At 73.4% G+C, this 21600-nt stretch carries 22 protein-coding genes; 17 read left to right on the top strand and 5 right to left on the bottom strand.

From position 1 onward, the window contains the following. Window positions 1-140: 140 nt before the first annotated feature. Window positions 141-1475, bottom strand: coding sequence for a cellulase family glycosylhydrolase (locus tag ABTZ99_RS41905; protein ID WP_499618613.1), 1335 nt, complete (start codon window positions 1473-1475; stop codon window positions 141-143). Window positions 1476-1723: 248 nt separating this feature from the next. Here ABTZ99_RS41905 and ABTZ99_RS41910 point away from each other — a divergent pair, with 248 nt between their 5' ends. Continuing rightward, window positions 1724-2884: an ROK family transcriptional regulator gene (locus ABTZ99_RS41910; RefSeq protein WP_499618643.1), complete on the top strand. Its 1161-nt coding sequence runs from the start codon at window positions 1724-1726 to the stop codon at window positions 2882-2884. Here the strand turns inward: ABTZ99_RS41910 and ABTZ99_RS41915 are convergent. Next, on the bottom strand, window positions 2881-3666 hold the full coding sequence (locus tag ABTZ99_RS41915; protein ID WP_499618615.1) for an AfsR/SARP family transcriptional regulator: 786 nt from the start codon (window positions 3664-3666) through the stop codon (window positions 2881-2883). The two genes, ABTZ99_RS41910 and ABTZ99_RS41915, sit on opposite strands and share 4 nt — an antisense overlap. A 335-nt stretch (window positions 3667-4001) precedes the next feature. Here ABTZ99_RS41915 and ABTZ99_RS41920 point away from each other — a divergent pair, with 335 nt between their 5' ends. From ABTZ99_RS41920 to ABTZ99_RS41950, 7 genes are all read left to right on the top strand, one after another. Beyond that, a complete protein-coding gene (locus tag ABTZ99_RS41920; protein WP_498786470.1) occupies window positions 4002-4172 on the top strand; it encodes a thiazolylpeptide-type bacteriocin in 171 nt (56 codons plus the stop codon). A gap of 63 nt (window positions 4173-4235) precedes the next feature. Beyond that, the gene (locus ABTZ99_RS41925; RefSeq protein WP_499618618.1) at window positions 4236-6650 is read left to right on the top strand and encodes a lantibiotic dehydratase; all 2415 of its coding nucleotides are present in this window, start codon (window positions 4236-4238) and stop codon (window positions 6648-6650) included. Further along, window positions 6647-7723, top strand: a complete 1077-nt coding sequence (locus ABTZ99_RS41930; RefSeq protein WP_499618619.1) for a lantibiotic dehydratase C-terminal domain-containing protein — start codon at window positions 6647-6649, stop codon at window positions 7721-7723. The genes ABTZ99_RS41925 and ABTZ99_RS41930 overlap by 4 nt, the downstream gene beginning before the upstream one ends. Then, a complete protein-coding gene (locus tag ABTZ99_RS41935) occupies window positions 7720-9303 on the top strand; it encodes a hypothetical protein (protein WP_499618621.1) in 1584 nt (527 codons plus the stop codon). The genes ABTZ99_RS41930 and ABTZ99_RS41935 overlap by 4 nt, the downstream gene beginning before the upstream one ends. Next, window positions 9300-10970: a TOMM precursor leader peptide-binding protein gene (locus ABTZ99_RS41940; RefSeq protein ID WP_499618623.1), complete on the top strand. Its 1671-nt coding sequence runs from the start codon at window positions 9300-9302 to the stop codon at window positions 10968-10970. Before ABTZ99_RS41935 ends, ABTZ99_RS41940 begins: the two co-directional genes overlap by 4 nt. Next, a complete protein-coding gene (locus ABTZ99_RS41945) occupies window positions 10967-12058 on the top strand; it encodes a hypothetical protein (RefSeq protein ID WP_499618625.1) in 1092 nt (363 codons plus the stop codon). Before ABTZ99_RS41940 ends, ABTZ99_RS41945 begins: the two co-directional genes overlap by 4 nt. Next, entirely contained in the window at window positions 12058-13593 is a 1536-nt protein-coding gene (locus tag ABTZ99_RS41950; protein ID WP_499618626.1) for a thiopeptide-type bacteriocin biosynthesis protein, read from the top strand. The genes ABTZ99_RS41945 and ABTZ99_RS41950 overlap by 1 nt, the downstream gene beginning before the upstream one ends. On the opposite strand, the gene ABTZ99_RS41955 is transcribed toward ABTZ99_RS41950, so the two are convergent. Beyond that, window positions 13563-14582 carry an ATP-grasp domain-containing protein gene (locus ABTZ99_RS41955; RefSeq protein WP_498786484.1) on the bottom strand — a complete coding sequence of 340 codons (1020 nt, stop codon included), beginning with the start codon at window positions 14580-14582 and terminating at the stop codon, window positions 13563-13565. The genes ABTZ99_RS41950 and ABTZ99_RS41955 overlap by 31 nt on opposite strands. A 193-nt stretch (window positions 14583-14775) precedes the next feature. Here ABTZ99_RS41955 and ABTZ99_RS41960 point away from each other — a divergent pair, with 193 nt between their 5' ends. From ABTZ99_RS41960 to ABTZ99_RS41990, 7 genes are all read left to right on the top strand, one after another. Continuing rightward, complete coding sequence (locus ABTZ99_RS41960) at window positions 14776-15294, top strand: hypothetical protein (RefSeq protein ID WP_499618629.1); 519 nt, start codon at window positions 14776-14778, stop codon at window positions 15292-15294. Between the two features lie 93 nt (window positions 15295-15387). Next, window positions 15388-15819: an SRPBCC domain-containing protein gene (locus ABTZ99_RS41965; RefSeq protein WP_498786488.1), complete on the top strand. Its 432-nt coding sequence runs from the start codon at window positions 15388-15390 to the stop codon at window positions 15817-15819. Window positions 15820-15824: 5 nt separating this feature from the next. Next, window positions 15825-16166 (top strand): metalloregulator ArsR/SmtB family transcription factor, encoded by a 342-nt coding sequence (locus tag ABTZ99_RS41970; RefSeq protein WP_499618631.1) that lies wholly within the window; start codon window positions 15825-15827, stop codon window positions 16164-16166. Window positions 16167-16238: 72 nt separating this feature from the next. Continuing rightward, the gene (locus ABTZ99_RS41975; RefSeq protein WP_499618633.1) at window positions 16239-16940 is read left to right on the top strand and encodes a DUF899 domain-containing protein; all 702 of its coding nucleotides are present in this window, start codon (window positions 16239-16241) and stop codon (window positions 16938-16940) included. Window positions 16941-17207: 267 nt separating this feature from the next. Next, window positions 17208-17654 (top strand): FAS1-like dehydratase domain-containing protein, encoded by a 447-nt coding sequence (locus tag ABTZ99_RS41980; RefSeq protein WP_498786494.1) that lies wholly within the window; start codon window positions 17208-17210, stop codon window positions 17652-17654. Continuing rightward, complete coding sequence (locus ABTZ99_RS41985) at window positions 17651-18052, top strand: MaoC family dehydratase (protein WP_499618635.1); 402 nt, start codon at window positions 17651-17653, stop codon at window positions 18050-18052. The genes ABTZ99_RS41980 and ABTZ99_RS41985 overlap by 4 nt, the downstream gene beginning before the upstream one ends. A gap of 55 nt (window positions 18053-18107) precedes the next feature. Beyond that, entirely contained in the window at window positions 18108-18809 is a 702-nt protein-coding gene (locus tag ABTZ99_RS41990; protein WP_499618636.1) for an SDR family oxidoreductase, read from the top strand. Window positions 18810-18914: 105 nt separating this feature from the next. Here ABTZ99_RS41990 and ABTZ99_RS41995 read toward each other — a convergent pair whose 3' ends face one another. Further along, window positions 18915-19562 (bottom strand): response regulator, encoded by a 648-nt coding sequence (locus ABTZ99_RS41995; RefSeq protein WP_498786500.1) that lies wholly within the window; start codon window positions 19560-19562, stop codon window positions 18915-18917. Next, window positions 19559-20758, bottom strand: coding sequence for a sensor histidine kinase (locus tag ABTZ99_RS42000; protein ID WP_499618638.1), 1200 nt, complete (start codon window positions 20756-20758; stop codon window positions 19559-19561). The genes ABTZ99_RS41995 and ABTZ99_RS42000 overlap by 4 nt, the downstream gene beginning before the upstream one ends. A 166-nt stretch (window positions 20759-20924) precedes the next feature. Here ABTZ99_RS42000 and ABTZ99_RS42005 point away from each other — a divergent pair, with 166 nt between their 5' ends. Next, on the top strand, window positions 20925-21239 hold the full coding sequence (locus ABTZ99_RS42005) for a hypothetical protein (protein ID WP_499618640.1): 315 nt from the start codon (window positions 20925-20927) through the stop codon (window positions 21237-21239). Between the two features lie 30 nt (window positions 21240-21269). Next, the gene (locus ABTZ99_RS42010; RefSeq protein WP_498786506.1) at window positions 21270-21479 is read left to right on the top strand and encodes a hypothetical protein; all 210 of its coding nucleotides are present in this window, start codon (window positions 21270-21272) and stop codon (window positions 21477-21479) included. Window positions 21480-21600: the final 121 nt, after the last annotated feature.

Raw genomic sequence — 21600 nt, forward strand, 5'->3', positions numbered from 1 at the left:
CTCCTCTCCACAAACCCCAAAACCGGTTTTTGTTGGGTGTTTTTTGTTTTTTCTGGGGTTCTTCCCCCTGTGTTGCGGCCGGTCGTCCCCGGGGGGGGGGGGGGGCGCGGGCACGTCCGCGCACCCGGCAGGTCGAAGGGTCAGCTCGCGGTGCAGGACGCCGTCGGCGCGCTGTTCGCGCCGCCCGACGAGGCCGTGAACCCGAACGAGGCGCTCGCGCCCGCGCCGAGGCTGCCGTTGTAGCTCGCGTTGCGGGCCGTCACGGTCGACCCGCTGCTGGTCACCGCGGCGTTCCAGGCGTTGGTGACCCTCTGCCCGTCGGCGAACGTCCAGGTGACGGTCCAGCCCTTGATCGCCGACGTGCCCGCCGTGACCCGGACCTCGCCCTGGAAGCCGCCCGGCCACTGGTTGGTGACCGTGTACGTGGCGGTGCAGGCGAGCCCGCCACCCGGCGTAGTAGTAGTGGTCGCAGTGGTCTTCGTCGTGGTGGTCGTGGTGGTGCCGCCGAAGATCGACGCTTCCTTCGCCGTGGCCTTGATCCCGTTGGCCCCGTTGAAGATGCGCTGACCCCACGTGGTGAGGCGAGCCGGGTCGAAGTCGGTGGCCATGTCCAGGATCGGGTCGCTGTTGCCGCTCCACGACCAGGCCAGGTAGCCGAGGCCCCGCTTCTGCGACTCGCTCAGGATCGTCTCGTGGTCGACCTCGTTCGCGGCGAACCTCCACCCGAACTCGCCGATGACCAGCGGCCACCCGTTGGCCTGGAAGCGGTCGAGGTAGTCGGTGATGGCGGAGGCGGTGTTGAACACCGAGTACATGTGGATGGACAGCACGGTGTTGCGCGCGCTGTCGGCGTCGAGGACCTTCTGGGCGTTGTCCCGCATCACGTACTGCCAGTCCTGGCCCCAGTTCGGCCCGTCGACCATGAGCAGGTGCCGGAAGCCGTTGGCGCGCAGCTTCTTGATCGCGGCGGTGGTCGCGTCGGTCCACTGCGCGGCGTCGACGTTGCCGATCGGCTCGTTGCCGATGTTGATGACGACGTAGTCCTCCTGGCCGACCAGGTTGTCCTTCTGGCTGATCCAGTAGTTCGCCGCCTCGTCCAGCGACGCCGCCGCGGCTTCCTCGCCGTAACCGGTGGTGTCGTGCACCTCCAGCACGCAGATCATCCGGTTCCGCTTGCACAGGTCGATGACGGCCGCCGTGTCCGTCGACGGACCCCACCGCTTGCCGGTGCCCAGCACGACCCGGACCGTGTTGGCGCCCAACGCCTTCACGTCGGCGAACGAGCTCGTCCGACCGGTGTACCAGACGTGCGGGTGGTTGACGCCGCGCATCACGAACGGCTGCCCGTTGGCCTCGACGATCTTCCTGCCGCTGACGTGCAGGCCGACCGCGGCCTGGGCCTGCGGCAACACCGTCAGCCCGACGCCCGCGACGACCAGCAGCGCGGCTGCGATCAGGGCGATTCTGCTTCTCATGGCTCCTCGACACCTCATTGAGTCGACGTTCCCGCGCTCCAACGCCTCTGGGAGCGCTCCCAGGAAAGCTCTCGCTCAGTGACACCCAATGGGCCACGCCATTAGTTTCTGAGCGGAACTTATGCCACCAAGCTACGGTCAACGCGGTCGAGACGTCAAGATCCGGCCAGCGCAACATTGCGGTGGGTAATCATCCGATGGTTCGACGACTGGGAGCGATCCCAGAACGCCGCTATGTTCGAGCGGTGATGTCCGACGCCGCCACCCGCTCCGTCACCTCCTCCTGGCCGAAGCTGCCCGAGGTGACGCGCGACGTCCTGCTGGAGGTGCTGATCCACGGGCCGCTGTCGCGGGCCGAGATCGCCGACCGGCTGCGCCTGTCCCGGCCGACCCTCACCCGGGTCACCAGGTCGTTGGTGGCGAAGGGACTGCTGGTCGAGGGCGACACGAGACCGCGCGCCTCGGCCGGCCGCCCGTCGGAGATGCTGCACGTGCGCGGCGCGGCCCACCGGTTCCTCGGCGTGAAGCTGACCGCCGAACGGCTCTTCGCCACGGTCACCGACCTGACCGCCACCCCCGTCGCCACGGCCGAGGAGCCGTTGCGCTCGTGCGGCCCGGACGAGGTGGTCGCCCAGATCGCCGCCGTCGCGCGCCGGTTCCCGGGCATCACCGGCATCGGCGTCACCCTGGGCGGGATCGTGCTCGACGGCCTGGTGGCCCGCGACGAGTTCCTGCGCTGGACCGACGTCCCGCTCAAGGCGGCGGTGTCCGCCGCGACCCGCGTGCCCACCGCGGTGGACAACGACGTGCAGGCGCTCACCGCCGCCCAGCACTGGTTCGGCCCCGGCGCGGGGCTGCGGTCGCTGGCGGTGATCACCGTCGGCGCGGGCGTGGGCACCGGGCTGATCGTGGACGGCAGGCTGGTGGCCGGGTCGCACGGCCTGCCGCCCCACTTCAGCCACACCCTGGTCGACGCGCGCGGCCCCCAGTGCGGCTGCGGCCGGCGCGGCTGCATCTCCAGCTACCTGCTCACGCACGTGATCCTGCGGCGACTGACCGGCAACCCCGCCTACGACGAGGCCCTCGACCGGGTCCGCGCCGGCGACCCGCAGGCCCGGCAGGTGTTCGACGAGGCGGGCTACGCGCTCGGCGTGCTCATCGGCACCGTCGCCAACGTCATCGACCCGCAGAAGGTGCTGCTCACCGGCGAAGGGCTGCCGCTGTACGAGGTGTCGTCCCCGCTGGTGCACGACGGCATCGAGGACACCTACGAGGACGACCCGGACCTGATCGAGCTGGACGTGCGGCCGTTCGACTTCACCGAGTGGGCCCGGTCCGGCGCCGCGCTAGCCATCAAGGAGACGATCACCGGCGCCATCACCGCGCGGCCCGGGGGCACCCGGCGCTAGGCGTTGCTCAGCAACCCCTCGAACACCGCACGCGCCTCACGGCCGGGCCGGATGCCCAGGTCCGCGTCCAGCACCCGGCACAGCCGGCGGTAGGTGTCGATCGCGCCCACGCGGTCGCCCAGGTGCGCCAACGCGCGCATCAGCAGTACCTGCAACGATTCCCGGGTGGGGTGGGCGGACGCGTGCGGCGCCAGGAGGTCGACCGCCTCCTCCCACGCGCCGAGCGCGACCTTGGCGGTCGCCAGGTGTTCCACGGCCGCGATCCGGCGTTCCCGCCACAACGCCGCCACCGCCGTGGCCGGACCGGACGGCACCAGCCCGGCGAGGCCGTCGACCGGCCACCCCGACAGCGCGGCGGTCAGCGAGGTGACGGCGCCGTGCGGATCGCCCCGCCGCAGGCAGTCCACGCCGCAGCGGAGCAGCCCGCCCGCGCTGAGCACGTCCACCGCCTCGGGTGGCACGTCCAGCCGGTAGCCGTGGCCGACGTGGACCAGCAGGCGCGAGAAGCCCGCGTTCGCGGCGTCCAGGCAGCGGCGCAGCCGCGAGGCGTACAGCTGGAGGTTCTTGAGCGCGCTGCGCGGCGGCTCCCACTCCCACAAGTAGTCCATCAGGCGTTCGGTCGACACGGCCGAACCCGCGTCCAACGCCAACGCGGCCAACAACGTCCGCGACTTCACCCCTCCGGGCACCACCCCGGTCTTCTCCGGCCCGCTCACCGCGGGCCCGGCTAACAGCCTGATGCCGATCTCCTGCTGCACGAGCGACGTCGAACAGGTCGACACCCCGGATCTCCCCACGTCGAACCCCTATCAGTCACCGCACACGGTAGGTCGTGGCGGCGGGTGGGCGGCGGGGAGCCACCCGGCGGAACCCATCGGTCCCCGCAGCGCATACCGGACGTATACCGGCAGGTGAAAGCGTGCGGCTCGGCGCCCGCACCGCGGAGAGGCACCCGATGACCCCGCAGGATCCCGATTCGGAGTACCGCAACGCCACGCGCGCGGTGCTCCGGTCGCCGCGACGGGGCCGGGGACCATTCCCGGGCGGGTCGACCGGCACCACCGACGCGGCGCGCCGACCGGCGCCCACCGCACCTCCCCCAGAAAGGACGTGACCGATGGACCTCACCTTCGACGACTCGGAACTCGACCTCGGCGACCTGGCCGTGACCGCGATGCGCGACGCCGTCGCGCTGCCGGAGACCGGCGCCTCGGCGGCGGCGTGCTCGTGCAGCAGCACCTCGTGCTGCTGCTGCCAGCAGCCGCAGCTGCCGACGACGCTGGGCTGAGTCGAGCCGGAGCCGGGGGCGTCCGCGCGCGGGCGCTCCCGGCCCACACACGGGGAGCACCGGATGGCCAGTGACCGCACCACCACCGAACTCGCGCCGTACGCGCTGGTCCGGGTGGCCGCGCTGCCGCACCCCCGGCCGGTCGGATCGAAGTTCCGGGCGAGCCTGGACGCGGTCGTCGCGGCCGAGACCCGGATCGCCGCGCTGGCGCCGGACCTCGCCGACGCGCTGCACGACAGCGCGGACGGCCACTCCCCCGCGTTCCACCGAGCGGTCGTGCTGCCGCTGCGCCGCGACGTGCACAACGGCCGCGTCCCGCGCCCGGCGGCGTGGGGCACCTTGCCCGCACGGGTCCCGCTGCTGGCGCAGTGGCTGGCGGCCCACGAGGAGCTGGCACGGGCGGTGGACGCGGCGCTGGCGGCGTGGCCGCACGACCTGGCCGCGTCACGCGAGTGGCTCGCGGACGTGTGCGCGACCGACGCGCTGCGCCGGGCGAGCGTGCTGACCGGACCGGACCTGTTGCACGGCCTGGACCGCACCGCGCGCGGCCGGGGCGAGCCCGATCGCAAGGCGCGCAAGGCGGAACCGACCGTGCTGCGGTACGCGTTGCGGGCGACGTCCAAGACCAGTCCCCTGTCCTGGTACACGCACGTCGGCTGGGGCGTGTGGGGCGAGGGGCCGTGGCCGGCGGCGGAGCCGGTGTCGCACCCGGCCGTGCACCGCCTGCTCGTGACGAGGTTGGTCGACGCGCTGGGACCGGGGCTGCCGCACCGGCTCGCGCCCGCGTTGCGGGAGCGCGACGGACGCCTGGTGTTCCGCCGGGACGTCCCCGTCGAGGGCGTCGGGCGTGCGGCGGTGGTCCTCGAGGAGGAAGTGGACGTCGCGGCGACCCGACCGCTGCGGTTCGTGGTCGAGGTGGTGCGGGAGGCGGGTCCGGACGGGCTGCCGGTGGACCGGATCGCGGCGGCCTTGGCGGCGAAGCTGACCGGGCCGGACGCGGACCGCACGGCACGCGCGTTCGTGGCCAAGACCCTGGACCTCGGGCTGCTGGTGCCGGTCTCCCCGATCCACCCGCAGGACCCCGACGCGGTGGGCTCGCTGGCCTCCCGGCTGGCGCCGACCGACGGCGACACCGCCCGCCGGCTGACCGCGCTGGCCGCGGCCACCGCCGCGTTCGCCGCCGCCGGACCGCCGGACCGCGCGGCCGTGCTCGCGGACCTCACGGCCGGCTGGCGCGAGCTCGGCGAACGGGTCGGCGCGGACCTGACCGGCGTGACGCCGGTGGTCGAGGACGTGGTGCTGCCCGAACCGGTGCCCGTGCCGCCGGGCGCGGCGCCCGCGTTGACCCGGCTGACGCCGCTGCTGGTGGCGTTCGACCAGCACGTGCTGCTGCGCCGGCTGATCCGGACCAGGTTCGTGGAGCGGTTCGGGGAGGGTGGCGTCGCGACCCTCGCCGACTGCTCCGGGCCGCTGTCGCAGGCGTGGCAGGAGTCCATGGACACCGACGCCCTGGACGACCCGGACGTGCGCGCGGTCGTCGAGACCCGCGACAAGCTGGCCGGTCAGGTGCACGACGGCGTGGTCACCGACGACGTGCTGGCCTCCGCCGCGGACCTGCTGCCCGCGTGGGCGACCCGGCGCACCGGCTCGTACGGCTTCTTCGCCCAGCCGACCCACGACGGCCGGCTCGTCGTCAACCACGTCTACGCCGGGTTCGGCAAGTTCACCAGCCGCTTCCTCGACCTGCTGCCCGGCGCGCGCGACGCGGTGACCCGCCAGGTGCGCCGCCACACCACCGATCCCGTGCAGTTCCGGCCGGTGCAGGGCTTCAACGCCAACCTGCACCCGTTGCTCGGCGCGCGCGAGGTCGGCGAGGACGCCCGGTGGGCCGACCTCGCGGCGGACGAGCTGGACGTGCGGCACGACCCCGTGACCGACGAGGTGCGGCTGACGCACCGCGGCGTCCCGCTGGACGTGCTGTACCTGGGTTTCCTGATCCCGCTGGCGCTGCCGGACCGGCAGGTGCCGCTGTACTCCGACCTCGCCTGCGGGTGGGTCGACCTCGACGGGCTGCGTGCCGCCACCACCGACGGCGGGGTGACCGCCCGGGGTCGCCTGACCTACGGGGACGTCGTGCTGGCGCGCCGTTCCTGGGACTTCGCCGTGCCGCCGTCCATCGGCGCGGAGGAACGGGCGGCGCTGGACGTGGCCCGGTTGCGCGCCCGGCACGGGCTGCCGGAGCACGTCTTCGTCGGACCGGACCGGGCGCCGGTGTCGGCCGACGCCTACCGGCACGCGCTCACGGCGGGCAAACCGCAGTACGCCGACCTGGGAGACCCGCTGCACCTGCGCTGCCTGCCGCGCCTGCTGGCGCGGTTCCCGGACGGCGTGCGGCTGGCCGAGGCGCTGCCCGTGCCCGGCGCCGGTGGCGGCCGGGTGGTCGAACTGATCGCGGAAACGTACTGGAGGGCCTCGTGACCGACGTCGTCTGCTACTACCACGACCCGGTGAAGGCGCCGTTGCTCCGCGAGGCCGTCCTGCCCGCGCTCGCCGAGGCGGAGCGCTCCGGCGCGACCGGGCACGTGGAGCGGCACTGGTTGCACGGGCCGCACGTGCGGGTGCGGTTGGACGGGCCGGACGAGGCGGCCGAAGCGGTCGCGTCACGGCTGCGCGCGCACCTCGCCGCTCATCCGTCCACTGTGGAGACTGATCACTCCGCACTGCTCGCGCAGGCCCGGCAGAACGGGATCGCCGAGCTCGTGCCGCCGCCGTACGAGCCGATCCACCCGGACAACACCGTGGTCGTCGAGCCGACGGACCTCACGGCCCTGCGGCGACTGCTGCTCTCCGACGTGCTGGTCGACCTGCGCACCCGGTGCCTGCGGCTGGGCGTGCCCGCGATCCGGGACGCGGTGGCCGTGGACGGCACGAGCCGGTCGCGCGTGCTGCTGGCCGTGGTGGCGATGACGGCGCACGCGAGCCGGTTCCCGGCCGGCCTGGTCAACGGCTACCACTCGTTCCTGTCGCACCTGGAGAGCTTCCTGCTGCACGGCGATCCCGACGGCGTGCTGCGCGGTCGGTTCGACGGGGTGTGGGAGCGCAACGCCGAGCAGGTGGTGGAGACCGTGCGCGGGGTGGCCGGTGGCTCCGTCGCGACGCCGTGGGTGACGTGGACGGACGGCGCGCGTGCGTTGGTCGAGGAGGTGTTCGACCGCGGCGAACTGCCCACCGCGTACTCGGCGCACCTCGGCGAACGCGCGGTGGAGATGGGCGAGGACGAGGCGATCCGGCGCTGGCACCGCGACCACACCGACCGGATCAGCGACTACCACGACCGGTTGCGGGAGGTCGACTTCGACCACCCCGACTACCAGCGGCCGGTGACCGTCTACCGCTTCGGGACCAACATGCTCTACCAACTGCTGGCCGTGTGCGACGTGACGCCCGTCGAGCGCTACCTGGCGGCGAGCCTGGTCGTGCGGGCGGTGCAGCGGATCACCGGGATCGACTGGTCGGAGCACGTGGCGCAGATGACGAAGGTGGTCCGATGAGCGGGATCCTGCTGCGGCTGCGGCCGATCGTGCACGCGACGCCGACGGAGACCGGCCTGCACGTGCGGGGGTGGCGGTCCAGCTTCTCCCTGGACGGCGGCAGGGGTTTGTGGACGATCTGGGAGCGCCTGGCCGGTCCGCTGGCCGAGGGCGTGCCGCCGGGGGCGTTGGCCGTGCCGGAGAACGCGCCGCCGGCCGTCGCACGGGCGTTGGAGCTGCTCATCGGGCAGTTGCACGAGCACGACATGCTGGTGGAGGTGCCTGCCCAGTGGGGTCGGGACGCGCCGCCCGAGGACATCGCGAGCTGGCTGGAATCCGTCGCGCCGGCGCCGGTCGAGGCGTGGCGACGGCTCCGGTCGGCGACGGTCGTGGTGACCGGTGAGGGCGTGTTGGCCGCTCACGCGCACCGCGCGCTGGTCGCCGCGGGGGTGGACGTGTCGCCCGTCCGGCCCGGCATCGGGTTGCTCCTGGTCGTCGGCCCGCACGCCGTCGCCGCCGGGTGTGCCGCCGACGTCGGCTTCGTGGTCGCGCCGGGTGCGGTCGCGGACGTCGAGGCCGACGCGGCGGCGGTGGCGGCGCGGTTGGCGGGCGGGCCGGGGACGCCGCCGGAGGTGTTGGCCGCGCTGGTCGGGTCGGCCGCGGCGCACCGGCTCGTGTGCGCGTTGGGCGGGCTGCCGGACCCGTCCACCGAGGTGGTCGACATGTGGAGCGACGTGCCGCCGACCGGGCCGCCGCACCAGGCCGTCCTGGTCGCGCGGGTCGACCCGCTGCACGCGGAGTACCACCCGTGGCTGTCCGCGGTCCGGCCGCGGGAGCCCAGCGGCGCGCTGGTGGAGGTCCTGGGTGATCGGGAGCTGGGGCCGGTGCCCACGCCGTTGCCGGGTGAGCTGCCGCAGTTGCCGGTGAAGCTGGCCGCGTCGGGTGGCGCCATCGGTTTCGGCACGACCGAGCACGCCGCCCGGCTCGACGCCCTGCTGCGGGCCGCACGGGGGCTCGCGCCGGAGGGTGTGGTGCTCGGCGCGGATCGGGTGCACGCGCTCGGGTTGGCCCTGCGCACGGCCGTGCGGCCTCTCGTCGGCACACCGGTCGGCGAGGAGGAGTGGGCCGCCGACCCGACCGCCCGGCGTTGGTGGAAGGCCGTGACGCTCCGGTTCGCCCTGCCGGCCGAGGTCGAGGTGACCAGGCTCGGCCCGCGGGTGGTCCGCGCGGTGGTGCGGGCGGGCGGTGAGGAGCTGTCCTGGGCGGTCGAGGCGGACCCGGCGGACGCCGTCGCCTTCGCCGCGATGGCCGCCGCCGGGCGGGCACAGGCCAGGGCCGCCGCGACCACTGCCGAGGCCGCACCGGTCGGCGTCGCCGAACCCGTCGTGCTCTGCGGCGCGGTGCCGGTTGTCGAGCCCGACGGGGCCGCGGCGCCGTGGACGAACCGCGACTGGCACTGGCCGTACGGGCTCCGCGACGGCGAGGAGGCGTTCCAGGAGGACCTGAGGGCGCTCGCGGCGGACGTCAAGCCGGTCCCCCTCGGACCCGTGCTGGAGGCGGCGGGGTTGGTGGGGTTCGCGGTGACGGGGGCCGGGCGGTGACGGTGCGGGTGGTGGAGTTGGCCGACTACGCGATCGGCGACCTGGACGGCGTCGGCGCGGGCGGTCCGGTGTTGCCGGTGCGGTTCGACGGGGCGTTGGTGCTCATCGGCCCCGTGTCGGACGGCGTGTGCGTGAGCTGTGCCGAGGACGCGAGACTGGCCACGTTGGGCGCGTCCGTGCCGCGCGGTGATCGGCGGATGCGGTTGGGTGGCTTGGCGTCCTCGACGTTGCGGCCGTTGATCGAGGTGCTCGTCGAGCGCGTGCTGGCCGATCCGGACGCCCACCGCGACAAGGTGCTGGCGTTGCGGACCGATCTGGCGACGGTCGGCGAGCACCGGGTCCGGCCCCGGCCCGGCGGCTGCGCGACGTGCGGCCCGGTGCCCGAGGACGCGCCGGAGGCGGTGGTGCGCGAGCCGATCCCGGTGGCGCCGGGCACGTTGCGGGGGCCGAACCCGCTCACCGGGGGCGACGCGCTGCGGCGCGAGCTGTTCGACCTCCGGCACGGTCCGGTCGGCGGGATGCACCGCATCGGCGACCTGACCGTGGCCGCGGTCAGCGCCGAGCTGGGCGGCGGCCAGGCCGGGTTCGGCCGCACCGCCGACTACGCCGAGGCCGAACGGGTCGCGCTGTACGAAGCGGTCGAACGGCACGCGGGCCTGCGGCCCCGGCGCGTCACCACGGTCCTGGAGGCGTCGTTCGCCGAGCTGGGCGAGCACGCGCTCGACCCGACCCGACTCGGCCTGCCCGACCACGAGTCGCCGCACGTCGTGCCGTACCACCCGGACGTGCGGACCCGCTGGGTGCACGGCTGGTCGTACACCCGCGGCCGGCCGGTCGCGGTGCCCGAGCACGTGGCCTACTGGGGTCACGGCGACGGCGCGCGGTTCGTGGACGAGACGTCCAACGGGTGCGGCACCGGCAACAGCCTCACCGAAGCGGTGCTGTACGGGTTGTTCGAGGTCGCCGAACGGGACGCGTTCCTGATGGCCTGGTACCAGCGGACGCCGTTGCGGAGCCTGCGCGTGCGCGACGACGTCACCGCGCACATCGCGGACCGGCTGGAACAGCTCGGCTACCAGTTGGAGCTCTACGACGCCACCAACGACCTGGGCGTGCCGTCGGTGCTGTCGCTGGCGCGTTCCCCCCGGCAGCCGCACGCGTTCTTCGCCGCGGGGGCCGGGCTCGACCCGGACGCGGCGATGCGGTCGGCGGCGGCCGAGGTGGCGATGGACGTCGAGGCGGGCGCGAAGCGCTACCGCGTCGAGCCCGGCGACTACGACGTGGACCGGCTGCGGAGCCTGCTGCGCGAACCGCGGCTGATCCGGACCATGGACGACCACGTCAACGTCAACGGCCTGACCGAAGCCGCCGAGCGGTACGACTTCCTGACGCCCGGCCCGGAGGTCGACCTGGAGGTGCCGGACGTGCCGCGGGACGACCTGGACGCCTTGCTGGAGCACTACGTGCGCGAGTGGGCGGCCTTGGACCTGGAGGTGATCGCGGTCGACCAGAGCGACCCGGTGGTGCGCGACCGGCTCGGCCTGCACTCGGCGAAGGTGATCGTGCCCGGCGCCGTGCCGATGACGTTCGGCGAGCTGAACCGGCGCACGCACGGCCTGCCGCGACTGCGCCTCGCCGGTACCCCGCTACCCCACCCGTTCCCGTGAACGCCGACGCGCTGCTCGCCGCGTACGCCCACGGGCCGGGGCGGGTGGTCGAGCCCGGGGCATCGCCGCGCACGGCCGCGCCGGGGGGACCGCGCGTGCCGCTGACGGCGGTGCGGGGACGCTTCGGCCCGGCGTTGGCGCGCCTGCTGGCCGACGTGGCGACACCGCTGCGCTGGGAGCCGTGGAACCAGTACAACGACCACCGGGCGTACCCGTCGGCACGGGCCGCGGCCACCGTCGACCTGGTGCTGGACGGGCGGTGGACGCTCGACCCGGTGCGGCGGGCGCTGGTCGGCGACGGGACGCCGGTGGTCGACGGGCCGGTGCGGGTCGAGCTGGTCCGCCGGCGCGACCGCCTCTCCCCCGGCTACCGCGACTTCGGCGACGTGCTCACGGAGTTGGAGGTGGGGCACGTCGCGGCGGCGCTGGTCGAGCACGCGGCACGGCTCGGCCTGGTGGCTCGGGTCTCGGGGCTGACGGTCACGCTGACGTTCGACGGGGTGCCGGAGCCCGCTCCGGTGCCGCTTCGCAGTTCGGGGGTGGGCCCGCGCGGCATCGCGGCCGATCCCCGGCCGTTGCCCGAGAGCGTGCTGCGGGCGGTCGTCGAAGTGCTCGACGACCCGCCTGCCGGGTCGCCCGTGCGGAACGACCTGCGGCACCGGCTGGCCGTGCGCAACGTCGAGGGCGTCGCCGACGGCTGGTACGCCGTGGACGGCGGGCTGCGGCTGGTGTCGCCCGGACCGGCGGTGGCCGGGTTGCGGCCGGTGTTCGGGCACCCGCCCGGGACGATCCACGTCGCCTCGATGAACCTCGCGCTGGTGACGACCGGCGACCCGGCCGCCGCGGTGGCCTCCGACGGCCCGGACGGCTACCGCGCCCTGCTGCGCGCGGCCGGCGCCATGGCGCAGCACGTGGGCACGGCCGCGGCGGCCTTCGGCGCGTTCTGCCGGCCGGCGCGCAGCACCGACGACGGCCCGTTGGAGGCCATGGTCGGCGCGCCCGCGTCGCACGCGCTGCTCTACCTGCTGCTCGTCGGGCGCTCGCGCGGCACCGGCTTCACCTACGACCTCACCCCGCTGGAGGCGTGATGACCTGGACCAGCCTGCACGTGCGGCTGTCGTGGTCGGTGCAGGACGTCGACGCGTTCATCACCGACGTGCTCGCGCCGGAGCTGGACGGGCACCGCGCGGCGGGACGGATCGCCGACTGGTTCTACGTGCGGTACTGGGAGGCGGGCCCGCACCTGCGCGTCCGCGCGCGTGACGCGACCGTCGACCTGGCGGACCGGTTGCGCTCGCTGGTGGCGGAGGCCGACCACCCGGTGGTGGTCTCGTCGCCCGACTGGCTGCCGCACGGCGACGTCCGGGAGACGCCGTACGAGCCGGAGGTCCAGCGGTACGGCGGACCGGAGGCGCTGCCCGTGGCCGAGGACGTGTTCTGCCGCAGCACCGAGGTGGCGGTCGCCGTGCTGCGGTCGTCGGGGGTGAGGTTCACCGCGGCCGTGGAGCTGGTGATGGCCACCACGATCGCGCTGGGGCTGGACCGCGTGGAGGCGGCGTCGTGGCTGCGTTCCCTGGCGACGGGGTGGCGGCAGGCGCACGAGCCCGTCGCACCGCCCGGGGTGCGCTCCCACGTCGCCGCGCGGAAGCTGCACGAGGCGCGCGCGGCCCACCTCGCGGCCCGGTGGGACCGGCTCGGATCAGGCGCCACGGGCGCGGTGGCGTACTGGATGGACCGGGTGCGGGCGGCGGACCTGCCGCGCTACGCGTGGGCCTCGCAGCTGCACATGCTGTGCAACCGCCTCGGCGTCGACCCGGAGGAGGAGCGCACGGTCTGCCGGCTGGTGGCGATGACGGCCGAGGCCCCCGACGGGCCCACGCCGTTCCGCGAGGACGGTGCGACGGCGCCGGACCGCCGCTACCTGGCGGCCAGCAAGTTCCACTGGGGCGTGCCGGACCAGGGCGGGCTCGTGGTCGAGGACTCGCCGCCGACCACGCCACCGTGGTGGCCGGACGTGCCGCTGCCCGAGGTCGCGCCCGCGACCGGCGACCTGGCCGACGCGCTGCTGGCCCGGCGCACCGCCCGTGGCGCGGAGTTGTCCGGCTCGCTCGACGCCGAGCAGCTCGCGACCCTGCTGTGGACCGCGCAAGGCGCTCTCCCGGACGGGCGCCGGCCGTACCCGAGCGCGGGCGCGCGGCACAGCGCGCGGCTGCGGGTGGTGGCGTGGCAGGTCGCCGGGCTGGCGCCGGGGGTGTACGAAGTGGACGAGGTGCGGCGGACGCTGGTCCGCGTCTCGGCCGCGCCGCCGGTGGAAGACGTGCGGGCGAGCTCGATGTACTTCGGCGACGGCGAGACCCAGGTGGACCTGGCCACGACACCGGCGATCCTGGCGCTCTACACGCGGGTCGGCGCGTTGCGGCAGGTGTACGGCCTGCGGACGCTGCGGCTGGCGTTCACGGAGGCGGGGCACCTGGCGCAGAACCTCGCGCTGGTCGCCGCCTCGTCGGGGCTGTCGCTGGGCATGATCGGCGGCTTCTACGACGACATGGCGCACGACGTGCTGTGCCTGAACGGCGTGGACGACGCGCTGGTCTACCTGATGCCGCTGGCCGCCGTCGGCTGACCGGTGGTCCGGCTGATCGCGGCGGTGAGGACGCGGAGCAGTTCGTGCGGCAGCGACCGGCCCGCCGCCGTGAAGAGGTCCGGGTAGAGCGCGGGACCGGTGTTGACGTCCACGACGATCGGTTCGCCTTCGTGGCGGATGACGTCCAGGCCGAGCAGCGGCAGGCCGAAGGCCCGGTGCGCCCGCAGCGCCAGTGCGGCGTGCGCGGCGGGCACTTCCCGGTGTTCGACGGCGCCGCCGCCGCGTCCCGCGTCGTAGACCTTCCAGGCGAAGTCGTTCCACCGCACGTGGCGTTCGGGGGTCTTCCGGAAGCCGTACACCACCTCGTGCTCCGCGACGGTGACGCCCAGCCAGTCCTCCGGGTCGTTGGGGTAGAAGCGCTCGAGCAGGTAGCTGCGGGCCGGTCCCGACGACGGCACGCCGCGGACCCGCCCCTCGGTGGTCTCGGAGTCGATGTAGCCGACGACGTCCCTGAGCGTGGTGAAGTTGTCGACGAACAGCACTCCCCAGCCGAAGCAGCCACGCCGCGGCTTGAGGACGGCGTGGCCCCACTCCTCGATCACGGGCGCCGCCGCGTCCAGGTTGCGCTGACTGACCAGCACGTTGTCCGGGACGGGGACGCCGGCGCGGGCGAGCGCCAGGTACGACCAGTGCTTGTCGAACGCGACCGCGATCCGCTCGGGGTCGGGCACGACCGCGGTGTCGCGCTTCACCGTGAGCAACGCGTCGAGGTCGTAGCTGCCGGGCTTGCGCGCGAAGTCGGCGTACCAGAGGTACAGGTCCAGGTCGTTCAGGCACACGTCACCGCAGTGGACCCGGCCACGGCGGATGTAGGAGTCCCGGAAGTCCAGCCCGTGCACGAACTCCACACCGGGCAGTTCAGACAGCAGCCCCATCAGGGTCGCGTGGTCGTCGGGCGGGATGACCCCGCCGTTGCCGGGGCCGCCGTCGGCCGGGCGAGCAGGCAGGAACGTCCCCACCCGGACCATGGCGCCACCTCCGGCAGTGGGATGGCACGCCACCCGCCCGTCATGCGAACCCGGCCGCGATATCACCCGAAAGACTCGCGAACCGGCTCCTGCGCAGGGGGCATGATCACACGTTCGGTACACGGTTGGTAACGCAAAGCGAACGGTGGCCGATGACCACCGTGTCCGCCGTCGAGACATCGGGAGGTCCCGGATGAACGCGAGCAAGGCCGCCGTCGCCGTCTGCCTGGCCGCCGCGGCGACGTTGACCGGCGTGGCACCGACCGCGAACGCTGCCGTCGAACAGGCCTGCCTGATCAACGAAGTGGTGACCTTCAGCGAACCGGTGACCAACACGCCGAAGACGGTCACCGTCACCGTCGAGGGCCAGCTCTTCAACTGCGCCGACGCCTCCGCGACCACCGGTTCCTACACCGAGGTCGCCACGCTGCCGGACTACACCTGCACCGCGCTGTTCTACCAGGGCGCCGGCACGCGGACGTTCACGTGGACCGACCCGGCCGTCGCGCCGAGCACGTACTCCTACAACCGGACGTCCAGCCGGGTCGGCGCGAACATCGTCATCGTGCTGCTCGGCTCGATCACCTCCGGCGCGTTCGCCGCCCATCCGGCGAAGACGCAGCTGACCGCGCTGAACCCCGACCCCGTCAGCTGCGCCACCACCGGCGTCTCCCGGCTGTCCCTCGTCGGCGCCCTCACCGTGGGGCTCTGACCGCGACACCCGATCGGGACCTCCCATGGACGCAACCAACTGGTTGCGATAGAGTCGCAACCGAATGGTTGCTACTCACGAGAGGCGTCCGCCATGGGTTTTCCCGATCACATCGAGCGGGTCGTGGAGATCGCTCAGCCGCCGGCCAAGGTCTGGGCGGCGATCACCACGGCCGAAGGACTGGGCACGTGGTTCGGCAACGAGGCGACGATCGACCTGCGCCCGGGCGGCACCGCGCGGGTGACCTGGTCCGACGGGCCGACGGTCGAACTGCGGGTGGAACGGGTGGAGGAGCCGACCGTGTTCGCCTTCACGTGGCCGGTCTTCGGCATGCCCGCGGACGACCCGCGCCGCACCTACGTCGAGTTCACCCTGGAAGAGGTCGGCGCCGGCACGCGGCTCAAGGTCGTGGAGAGCGGGTTCGCGCAGCTGCCGGACGACGGCCACGGCAAGGGCCACGACGCGCACAGCGAGGGCTGGACGAGCGAGCTGGGAGAGCTGGTCGACTACCTCGAAGCCGCCTGACGCCGATGCCGCCCGACGTCGAAGCGGTCGCCGAACAGGTCTTCACCGCCCTGTCCGACCCGACCCGGCGCGCCATCCTCGCGGCGCTGGCCGCGGGCGGCCCGGCCACGGCCACGGACCTGGCCGATCGCCTGCCCGTCACCCGGCAGGCGATCGCGAAGCACCTCGCCCTGCTGACCGACGCCGGCCTGGTGCTGGCGGAGCCCGGCGAACGGCGCCGGGTGCGGTTCCGCCTGCGCTCAGCCCCGATGCAGGTGGCGCAGCAGTACCTGGCGGCGCTGGCACGCGACTGGGACGGACCGCTCGGCGCGCTGAAGGACCACCTCGACCGCGACCCCACCGGCTGACCCGGCCCCGGGCCGCCCACCCCGGCGGGCGGCCCGAGCACGTCAACCCGAAAGTGGAAGGTGGAGCTCACGATGAAGACCCCTCCGATCGTGTCCGCGTCGGCGTGGGAGCAAGCTCGCCAAGAGCTGCTGGTGAAGGAGAAGGAGCTGACCAGGGCACGCGACGCGATGGCCGCGGCCCGTCGGCGGATGCCGTGGTTCGAGGTGAAGAAGGAGTACGCCTTCGACACCCCGCGCGGCCGGAAGAGCCTGCTCGACCTGTTCGAGGGCCGCCGGCAGCTGATCGTCTACCGGGCGTTCTTCGAGCCCGGCGTGCACGGCTGGCCCGACCACGCGTGCCCAGGCTGCTCCCTGGTGACGGCCGACCAGATCGGGCACCTCTCCCACCTCAACGCCCGCGACACCACCCTCGTGCTCGCCTCGCGCGCGCCCCAGGCCGACATCCGGCGGTTGAAGGAGCGGATGGGCTGGCGGATGCCCTGGGTCACCATCCTCGACGAGTTCGACGTCGACTTCGGCGTCGACGAGTGGCACGGCACCAACGCGTTCATCCGCGACGGCGACCGCGTGTTCCGCACCTACTTCATCAACGAACGCGGCGACGAGGCGTTGGGCAGCACGTTCAGCTACCTGGACATGACCGCGCTCGGCAGGCAGGAGGACTGGGAGGACTCGCCCGAGGGCTACCCCCAGACCCCGCCGTACTCGTGGTGGAGGTGGCACGACGAGTACCCCGACGCGGACACCGACGACGGATCTCCCGCGACGGGCTGAACACCCGGCGGAACGATCCGGTGCGCGTGGACCGGGTCGTTCCGCGCCGTCCGTGCGGTGCGACCGGTGGTCGGCGGGTCGGTCGTTCATCGGCGCGGCCGGCGTGACGCCCGCCGGGCAGGTGCTGCCGACCATTCGTGCCACGGGCCGTCTGCGCGGACCGGTGAGAGCCCCGGAAAATACAGCGGAAATATAGATTTCGGTAAACCGTCGCGGTATTCGCGCGTGCCCTCGCGGTGCGGTGGCGCGCGCGGGTACGGTTCGCCGATGATTGATCCGGGGTTCGTCGGGAAACGGCTCGATCCCGTTGTGCTGCGGGTGCCGCGGGCGCGGGTCGTCGCATTCGCGAGGGCCATCGGCGAGGACGGCCCGGCGCACGTCGACATCGACGCGGCGCGCGCGGCCGGTCATCCCGACTTGGTGTTGCCGCCGACGATGCTGTTCGGGTTGGAACTCGAGGCGCGTGGCGAGAAGCTGTTGGTCGACATGGGGCTCGACCCGTTGCGCGTGCTGCACGCCGAGCAGTCGTTCACCTATCACGGGAACGCGCACGCCGGTGACGAGTTGCGGTTCGAGAGCGTGGTCGCCGACGTTTACCGGCGGATGGGCGGGCGGTTGGAGTTCATCGTGCAGGAGACGTCCGTGCACCGGGGTGGTGAACACCTGGTGGATTTGCGGCAGGTGCTCGTGATCGAGGAAAGGGAGACGGCGTGAACGCGCCCGCGGTCGGTGACCGGCTGCCCGTGACCGAGGTGCCCGCGATCACCCGGGAGGGGCTTCGGGAATTCGCACTCGCGTCCGGCGACGACAATCCCGTGCACCTGGACGACGCCGCGGCGCGGCAGGGCGGGCTGGACGGGGTCGTGGCGCACGGGATGCTCGTGATGGCGCACCTGGGTCGGCTGGTCACGTCGTGGCCGGCGGCGGGCGCGCTGCGGTCGTTCAAGGCCCGGTTCACCGCGCCGACGCCGGTCGGCGCGCGGGTGACGTGCGGCGGGAAGGTCGCGTCGGTCGACGTGGCGGCCGGGATCGCGCGGGTCCAGGTGACGGCGACCCGGGGCGACGGCGTCACGGTCGCGCGCGGCGAGGCGGTCGTGGAGCTGGCGTCATGAGCGGGTCGGTCAGCACAGTGCTTCGCGTTCTCGCCACGTTCGGGGAGGTGCGCGCATGACGCGGTCGGTGCTGGTCGTGGGCGCGAGCCGGGGTATCGGCGAGGCGGTGGCGCGGGAGTTCCGGCGCGCGGGCGACCGGGTGGCGGGGACGCACCGCGGGTCGGGCGTGCCGGTCGAGGGCGTGTTCGGGGTAAAGCTGGACCTGGCCGACGCCGACCGGGTGGCCGACGCCGTCGCCGAGGTCACCGCGCACCAGGGCGCGCCGGAGGTGGTCGTGCTGAACGCGGGCGTGACCCGCGACGGGCTCCTCGCGCGGATGCCCGAGGAGCACTACCGGGAGATCATCGAGGTGACGCAGCTGGGCGCGTTCCGGGTGGTGCAGCGGGTGCTGCCCGCGATGGCGAAGGCGCGGGCGGGGTCGATCGTACTGGTCTCGTCGGCGTCGGCGCGTGCCGGGTCGCCCGGTCAGGCGAACTACGCGGCGGCCAAGGCGGCGTTGGAGGGGTTCGCGCGGTCGGTGGCGCTGGAGTACGGGCGGCGTGGTGTGCGGGTCAACGTCGTCGCGCCCGGCCCGGTGGACACCGACATGGTCGCGGTGCTGACGGAAAAGCAGCGGCAGGCGCTGATCGACCAGGTGCCGCTGGGGCGGCTGGCGCGGCCGGAGGAGATCGCCGAGGTGGTGCGCTGGGTCGCGGGCTCGACGTACGTGACCGGTGCGACGATCCCCGTCACGGGCGGCGGCGCGCTCGGCTGGTAAGGCCCGGTGGAGGCCCTCACCCGGTCAGGGGCCTCACGGAGCCACACGGGGCCCGGCGAGGCCAGGTGAAGCCCGGCGCGGCAGGGCGAGGCGTGGTCCCCCGCGTCACACCAGGTCGTTCTCCTGGGCGTAGATCGCCGCCTGCACGCGCGAGCGCAGTTCCAGCTTCGTCAGGATGCGGGAGACGTGGGTCTTCGCCGTCGCGCCGCTGATGAACAGCTCGTGCGCGATCTGGGCGTTCGACAGACCGCGGCCGAGGCAGCGCAGGACGTCCAGCTCACGCTCGGTCAGCTGGTCGAGCCGGCTGTCGACGACCGGCTGGGTCTTCACCGGCGCCTCGGCGTAGGCCTTGATCAGCTTGCGGGTGATCTCCGGGCCGAGCACGTTCTCGCCCGCCGCGACCAGCCGCACCGCCTCCACCAGCCGCGGCGCGTCCACGGACTTCAGCAGGAAGCCCGCGGCGCCCGCGCGCAGCGCCGCGAACACGTACTCGTCCAGGTCGAACGTCGTCAGCACGAGCACCTGGGCCACGCTGTCGCCGTGCAGCGCCTTGGTCGCGGCGATGCCGTCCAGGCCGGGCATGCGGATGTCCATCAGCACCACGTCCGGCCGCAGCGCCCGCGCCTGGCTGATCGCGGTCGCGCCGTCACCCGCCTCGCCGACCACCTCGATGCCCTCGGCGTTGCCCAGGATCAGCACGAGGCCGGCGCGGATGGCCGCGTGGTCGTCCACCACCAGGACCCTGATGCTCACCGCTCCACCCCGGGCAGCGGCAGCACCGCGCGGACCTTCCACGCGCCGTCGGACGGCCCGGCGGTGAGCGAGCCGCCGACCGCCGCGGTGCGCTCCCGCATGTTCAGCAGTCCCGTGCCGAGCCCTCCGCCGTCACCGCCGTCGCGCAGCTCGTTGACCACTTCCAGCACCAGCTCGGTGTCGGTGCGGCGCAGTTCCATGACGACGTTCGTGCGCGGTGCGTGCTTCATGGCGTTGGTCAGGGCCTCCTGCGCGATCCGGTACGCGGTCAGGTCGACCGCGGCGGGCAACGGCTCGGTGTCGTCGTACTCCACCCGCACGTCCAGCTTCATGCCGCCCGCCTGCGCCGACTCGATGAGCCGGGACAGCTGGGCCAGCCGCGCGGGCGCGGTCGGCTCGTCCGGGTCGGTGACGTCGGCGCGCAGCAGGTTGATCATGGCACGCATCTCGTCCAACGCGCTCACGCTGTTCTCGCGCACGGACTTGAGCACCACTCGCGTCATCGGGTCGTCGTCCTTCAACGACAGCGCGGCCTCGGCCTGGATGGCTATCGCGGACAGGTGCCCGGCGATCACGTCGTGCAGGTCACGGGCCATGTGCGCGCGTTCGGCGGCGACCGCGGCGGTCCGGTCCAGCTGCGCGATCTTGGCCAGCTGCCGGGCGTTCGCCCGCTCCACCTCGGCCATCCGCTGGTGCTGCCGGACGTTCGTCGCCCACCACACCGGGATCAGCAGGAACGGCAGCACGGCGAACGCGGCCAGCACCGTGGCGCGCCAGCCGGGCACCAGCAGGACGGTCGCGGTGATCGTGCTGATCGACGTCAGCACGGCGATCGGCACCATGTCGCGGCTGAGCCGGCGCGGGCCGTAGAGCGTGGCCGCGTAGAGCAGGTCGGCGTACACGACGAGGGTGGGCGTGCTGACGCCGATGACGCAGTCCACGAGCAGGAACGCCGTGCCCACCGCGAGGGCCGTGCCCGGCGCGAACCGGCGGAACGCCTCGACCACGCAGATGCCGCCGAACAACAGCACCCGCACCCACAGCGGAATGTTGTCGTCCAGCCGGAACAACGGGTACAGGCCGGTGGCGAACAACACCGAACCGACCAGCAACGAGCTGATCACGATGAGCGCGTCGTGCTGCCACTCCGGCAACTTCCGGAGCCCGGAGACGACGCGACTGAGTCCGGCCTGCACCGCGCGATCACAGCACACGCCACCGCGGCTCGCATCGGCCGAAGTGATGACCCGTGATCGCTCCGACCGCCGATGCCGCGGGCGCGTCCGCTTCGCGATGATGTTGTCACGGCAGGCGCACCGGCCGCCGACCACACCGGGAGGAGCGGATGTCACCATGAAAAGCGTGGCGGTAGCACTGGCGGTGGTGTCGGCTTTCGCGCTGAGCGGCTGCCAACCGTCCGCCGAACCGACTTCGACGGACAACACCGACGAAGGTCGCAAGACCTTGCTGTGCCACGTGGCGAGCGGGTGGGTGTCCGCGGGTCCCGACGGCAAGAGCGAATCGGCCAAGACATTGGCTTCGGTTATCGACGACATCGCCGGGAACATGGACGAGTCGTCGCAAACCGCCAAGGTGTTGACCGCGGCCCGGCAACTGCTGTCGGACAACGCCCAGGACATCTCCGAGGGCGCCGCGAAAATCAAGGAACTGTGCTGAGGGTGTGCCCGCGCCCGACAAGGAGGACAAGTGGCTGAGGGCAAGGTGAACGACGGTCGGTGGGCCCCGTGGTGGGTGTACGTCGTCCTGATCGTCGGGTCCAACCTGATCAAGCAGTACTTCATCGGCGGCAAGGTGTCCGACGTGGCCAACGTCGCGATCACGGTGGCGATGGTCGGCGCGCTGATCTTCGTCATCACGGCGGTGTACCGGTCGATGTTCGCCACCCGGCGGCGGTGACGTCGACCGGGACGGCGGCGGCCTCCCCTGGTCGCCGCGCGGGTGGGGGGGGGGGGGGCGGGGCCCCCCCGGCCCACCGCGACCCACCCCACCCCGGCCACCCCCCCCCCCGACCCCCCAC

The organism is Actinosynnema sp. NPDC002837 (assembly GCF_040295345.1).
In the GTDB taxonomy this organism is placed as follows: domain Bacteria; phylum Actinomycetota; class Actinomycetes; order Mycobacteriales; family Pseudonocardiaceae; genus Actinosynnema.

What these genes read in the sequence shown, in the direction of transcription:
- ABTZ99_RS41925 (WP_499618618.1), top strand. Translation starts at nt 4,236, where the DNA reads ATGGCCAGTGACCGCACCACCACCGAACTCGCGCCGTACGCGCTGGTC.
- ABTZ99_RS41955 (WP_498786484.1), bottom strand. Translation starts at nt 14,582, where the DNA reads ATGGTCCGGGTGGGGACGTTCCTGCCTGCTCGCCCGGCCGACGGCGGC.
- ABTZ99_RS41935 (WP_499618621.1), top strand. Translation starts at nt 7,720, where the DNA reads ATGAGCGGGATCCTGCTGCGGCTGCGGCCGATCGTGCACGCGACGCCG.
- ABTZ99_RS41980 (WP_498786494.1), top strand. Translation starts at nt 17,208, where the DNA reads ATGATTGATCCGGGGTTCGTCGGGAAACGGCTCGATCCCGTTGTGCTG.
- ABTZ99_RS41990 (WP_499618636.1), top strand. Translation starts at nt 18,108, where the DNA reads ATGACGCGGTCGGTGCTGGTCGTGGGCGCGAGCCGGGGTATCGGCGAG.
- ABTZ99_RS41970 (WP_499618631.1), top strand. Translation starts at nt 15,825, where the DNA reads ATGCCGCCCGACGTCGAAGCGGTCGCCGAACAGGTCTTCACCGCCCTG.
- ABTZ99_RS41920 (WP_498786470.1), top strand. Translation starts at nt 4,002, where the DNA reads ATGGACCTCACCTTCGACGACTCGGAACTCGACCTCGGCGACCTGGCC.
- ABTZ99_RS41950 (WP_499618626.1), top strand. Translation starts at nt 12,058, where the DNA reads ATGACCTGGACCAGCCTGCACGTGCGGCTGTCGTGGTCGGTGCAGGAC.
- ABTZ99_RS41910 (WP_499618643.1), top strand. Translation starts at nt 1,724, where the DNA reads ATGTCCGACGCCGCCACCCGCTCCGTCACCTCCTCCTGGCCGAAGCTG.
- ABTZ99_RS41905 (WP_499618613.1), bottom strand. Translation starts at nt 1,475, where the DNA reads ATGAGAAGCAGAATCGCCCTGATCGCAGCCGCGCTGCTGGTCGTCGCG.
- ABTZ99_RS41960 (WP_499618629.1), top strand. Translation starts at nt 14,776, where the DNA reads ATGAACGCGAGCAAGGCCGCCGTCGCCGTCTGCCTGGCCGCCGCGGCG.
- ABTZ99_RS41965 (WP_498786488.1), top strand. Translation starts at nt 15,388, where the DNA reads ATGGGTTTTCCCGATCACATCGAGCGGGTCGTGGAGATCGCTCAGCCG.
- ABTZ99_RS41975 (WP_499618633.1), top strand. Translation starts at nt 16,239, where the DNA reads ATGAAGACCCCTCCGATCGTGTCCGCGTCGGCGTGGGAGCAAGCTCGC.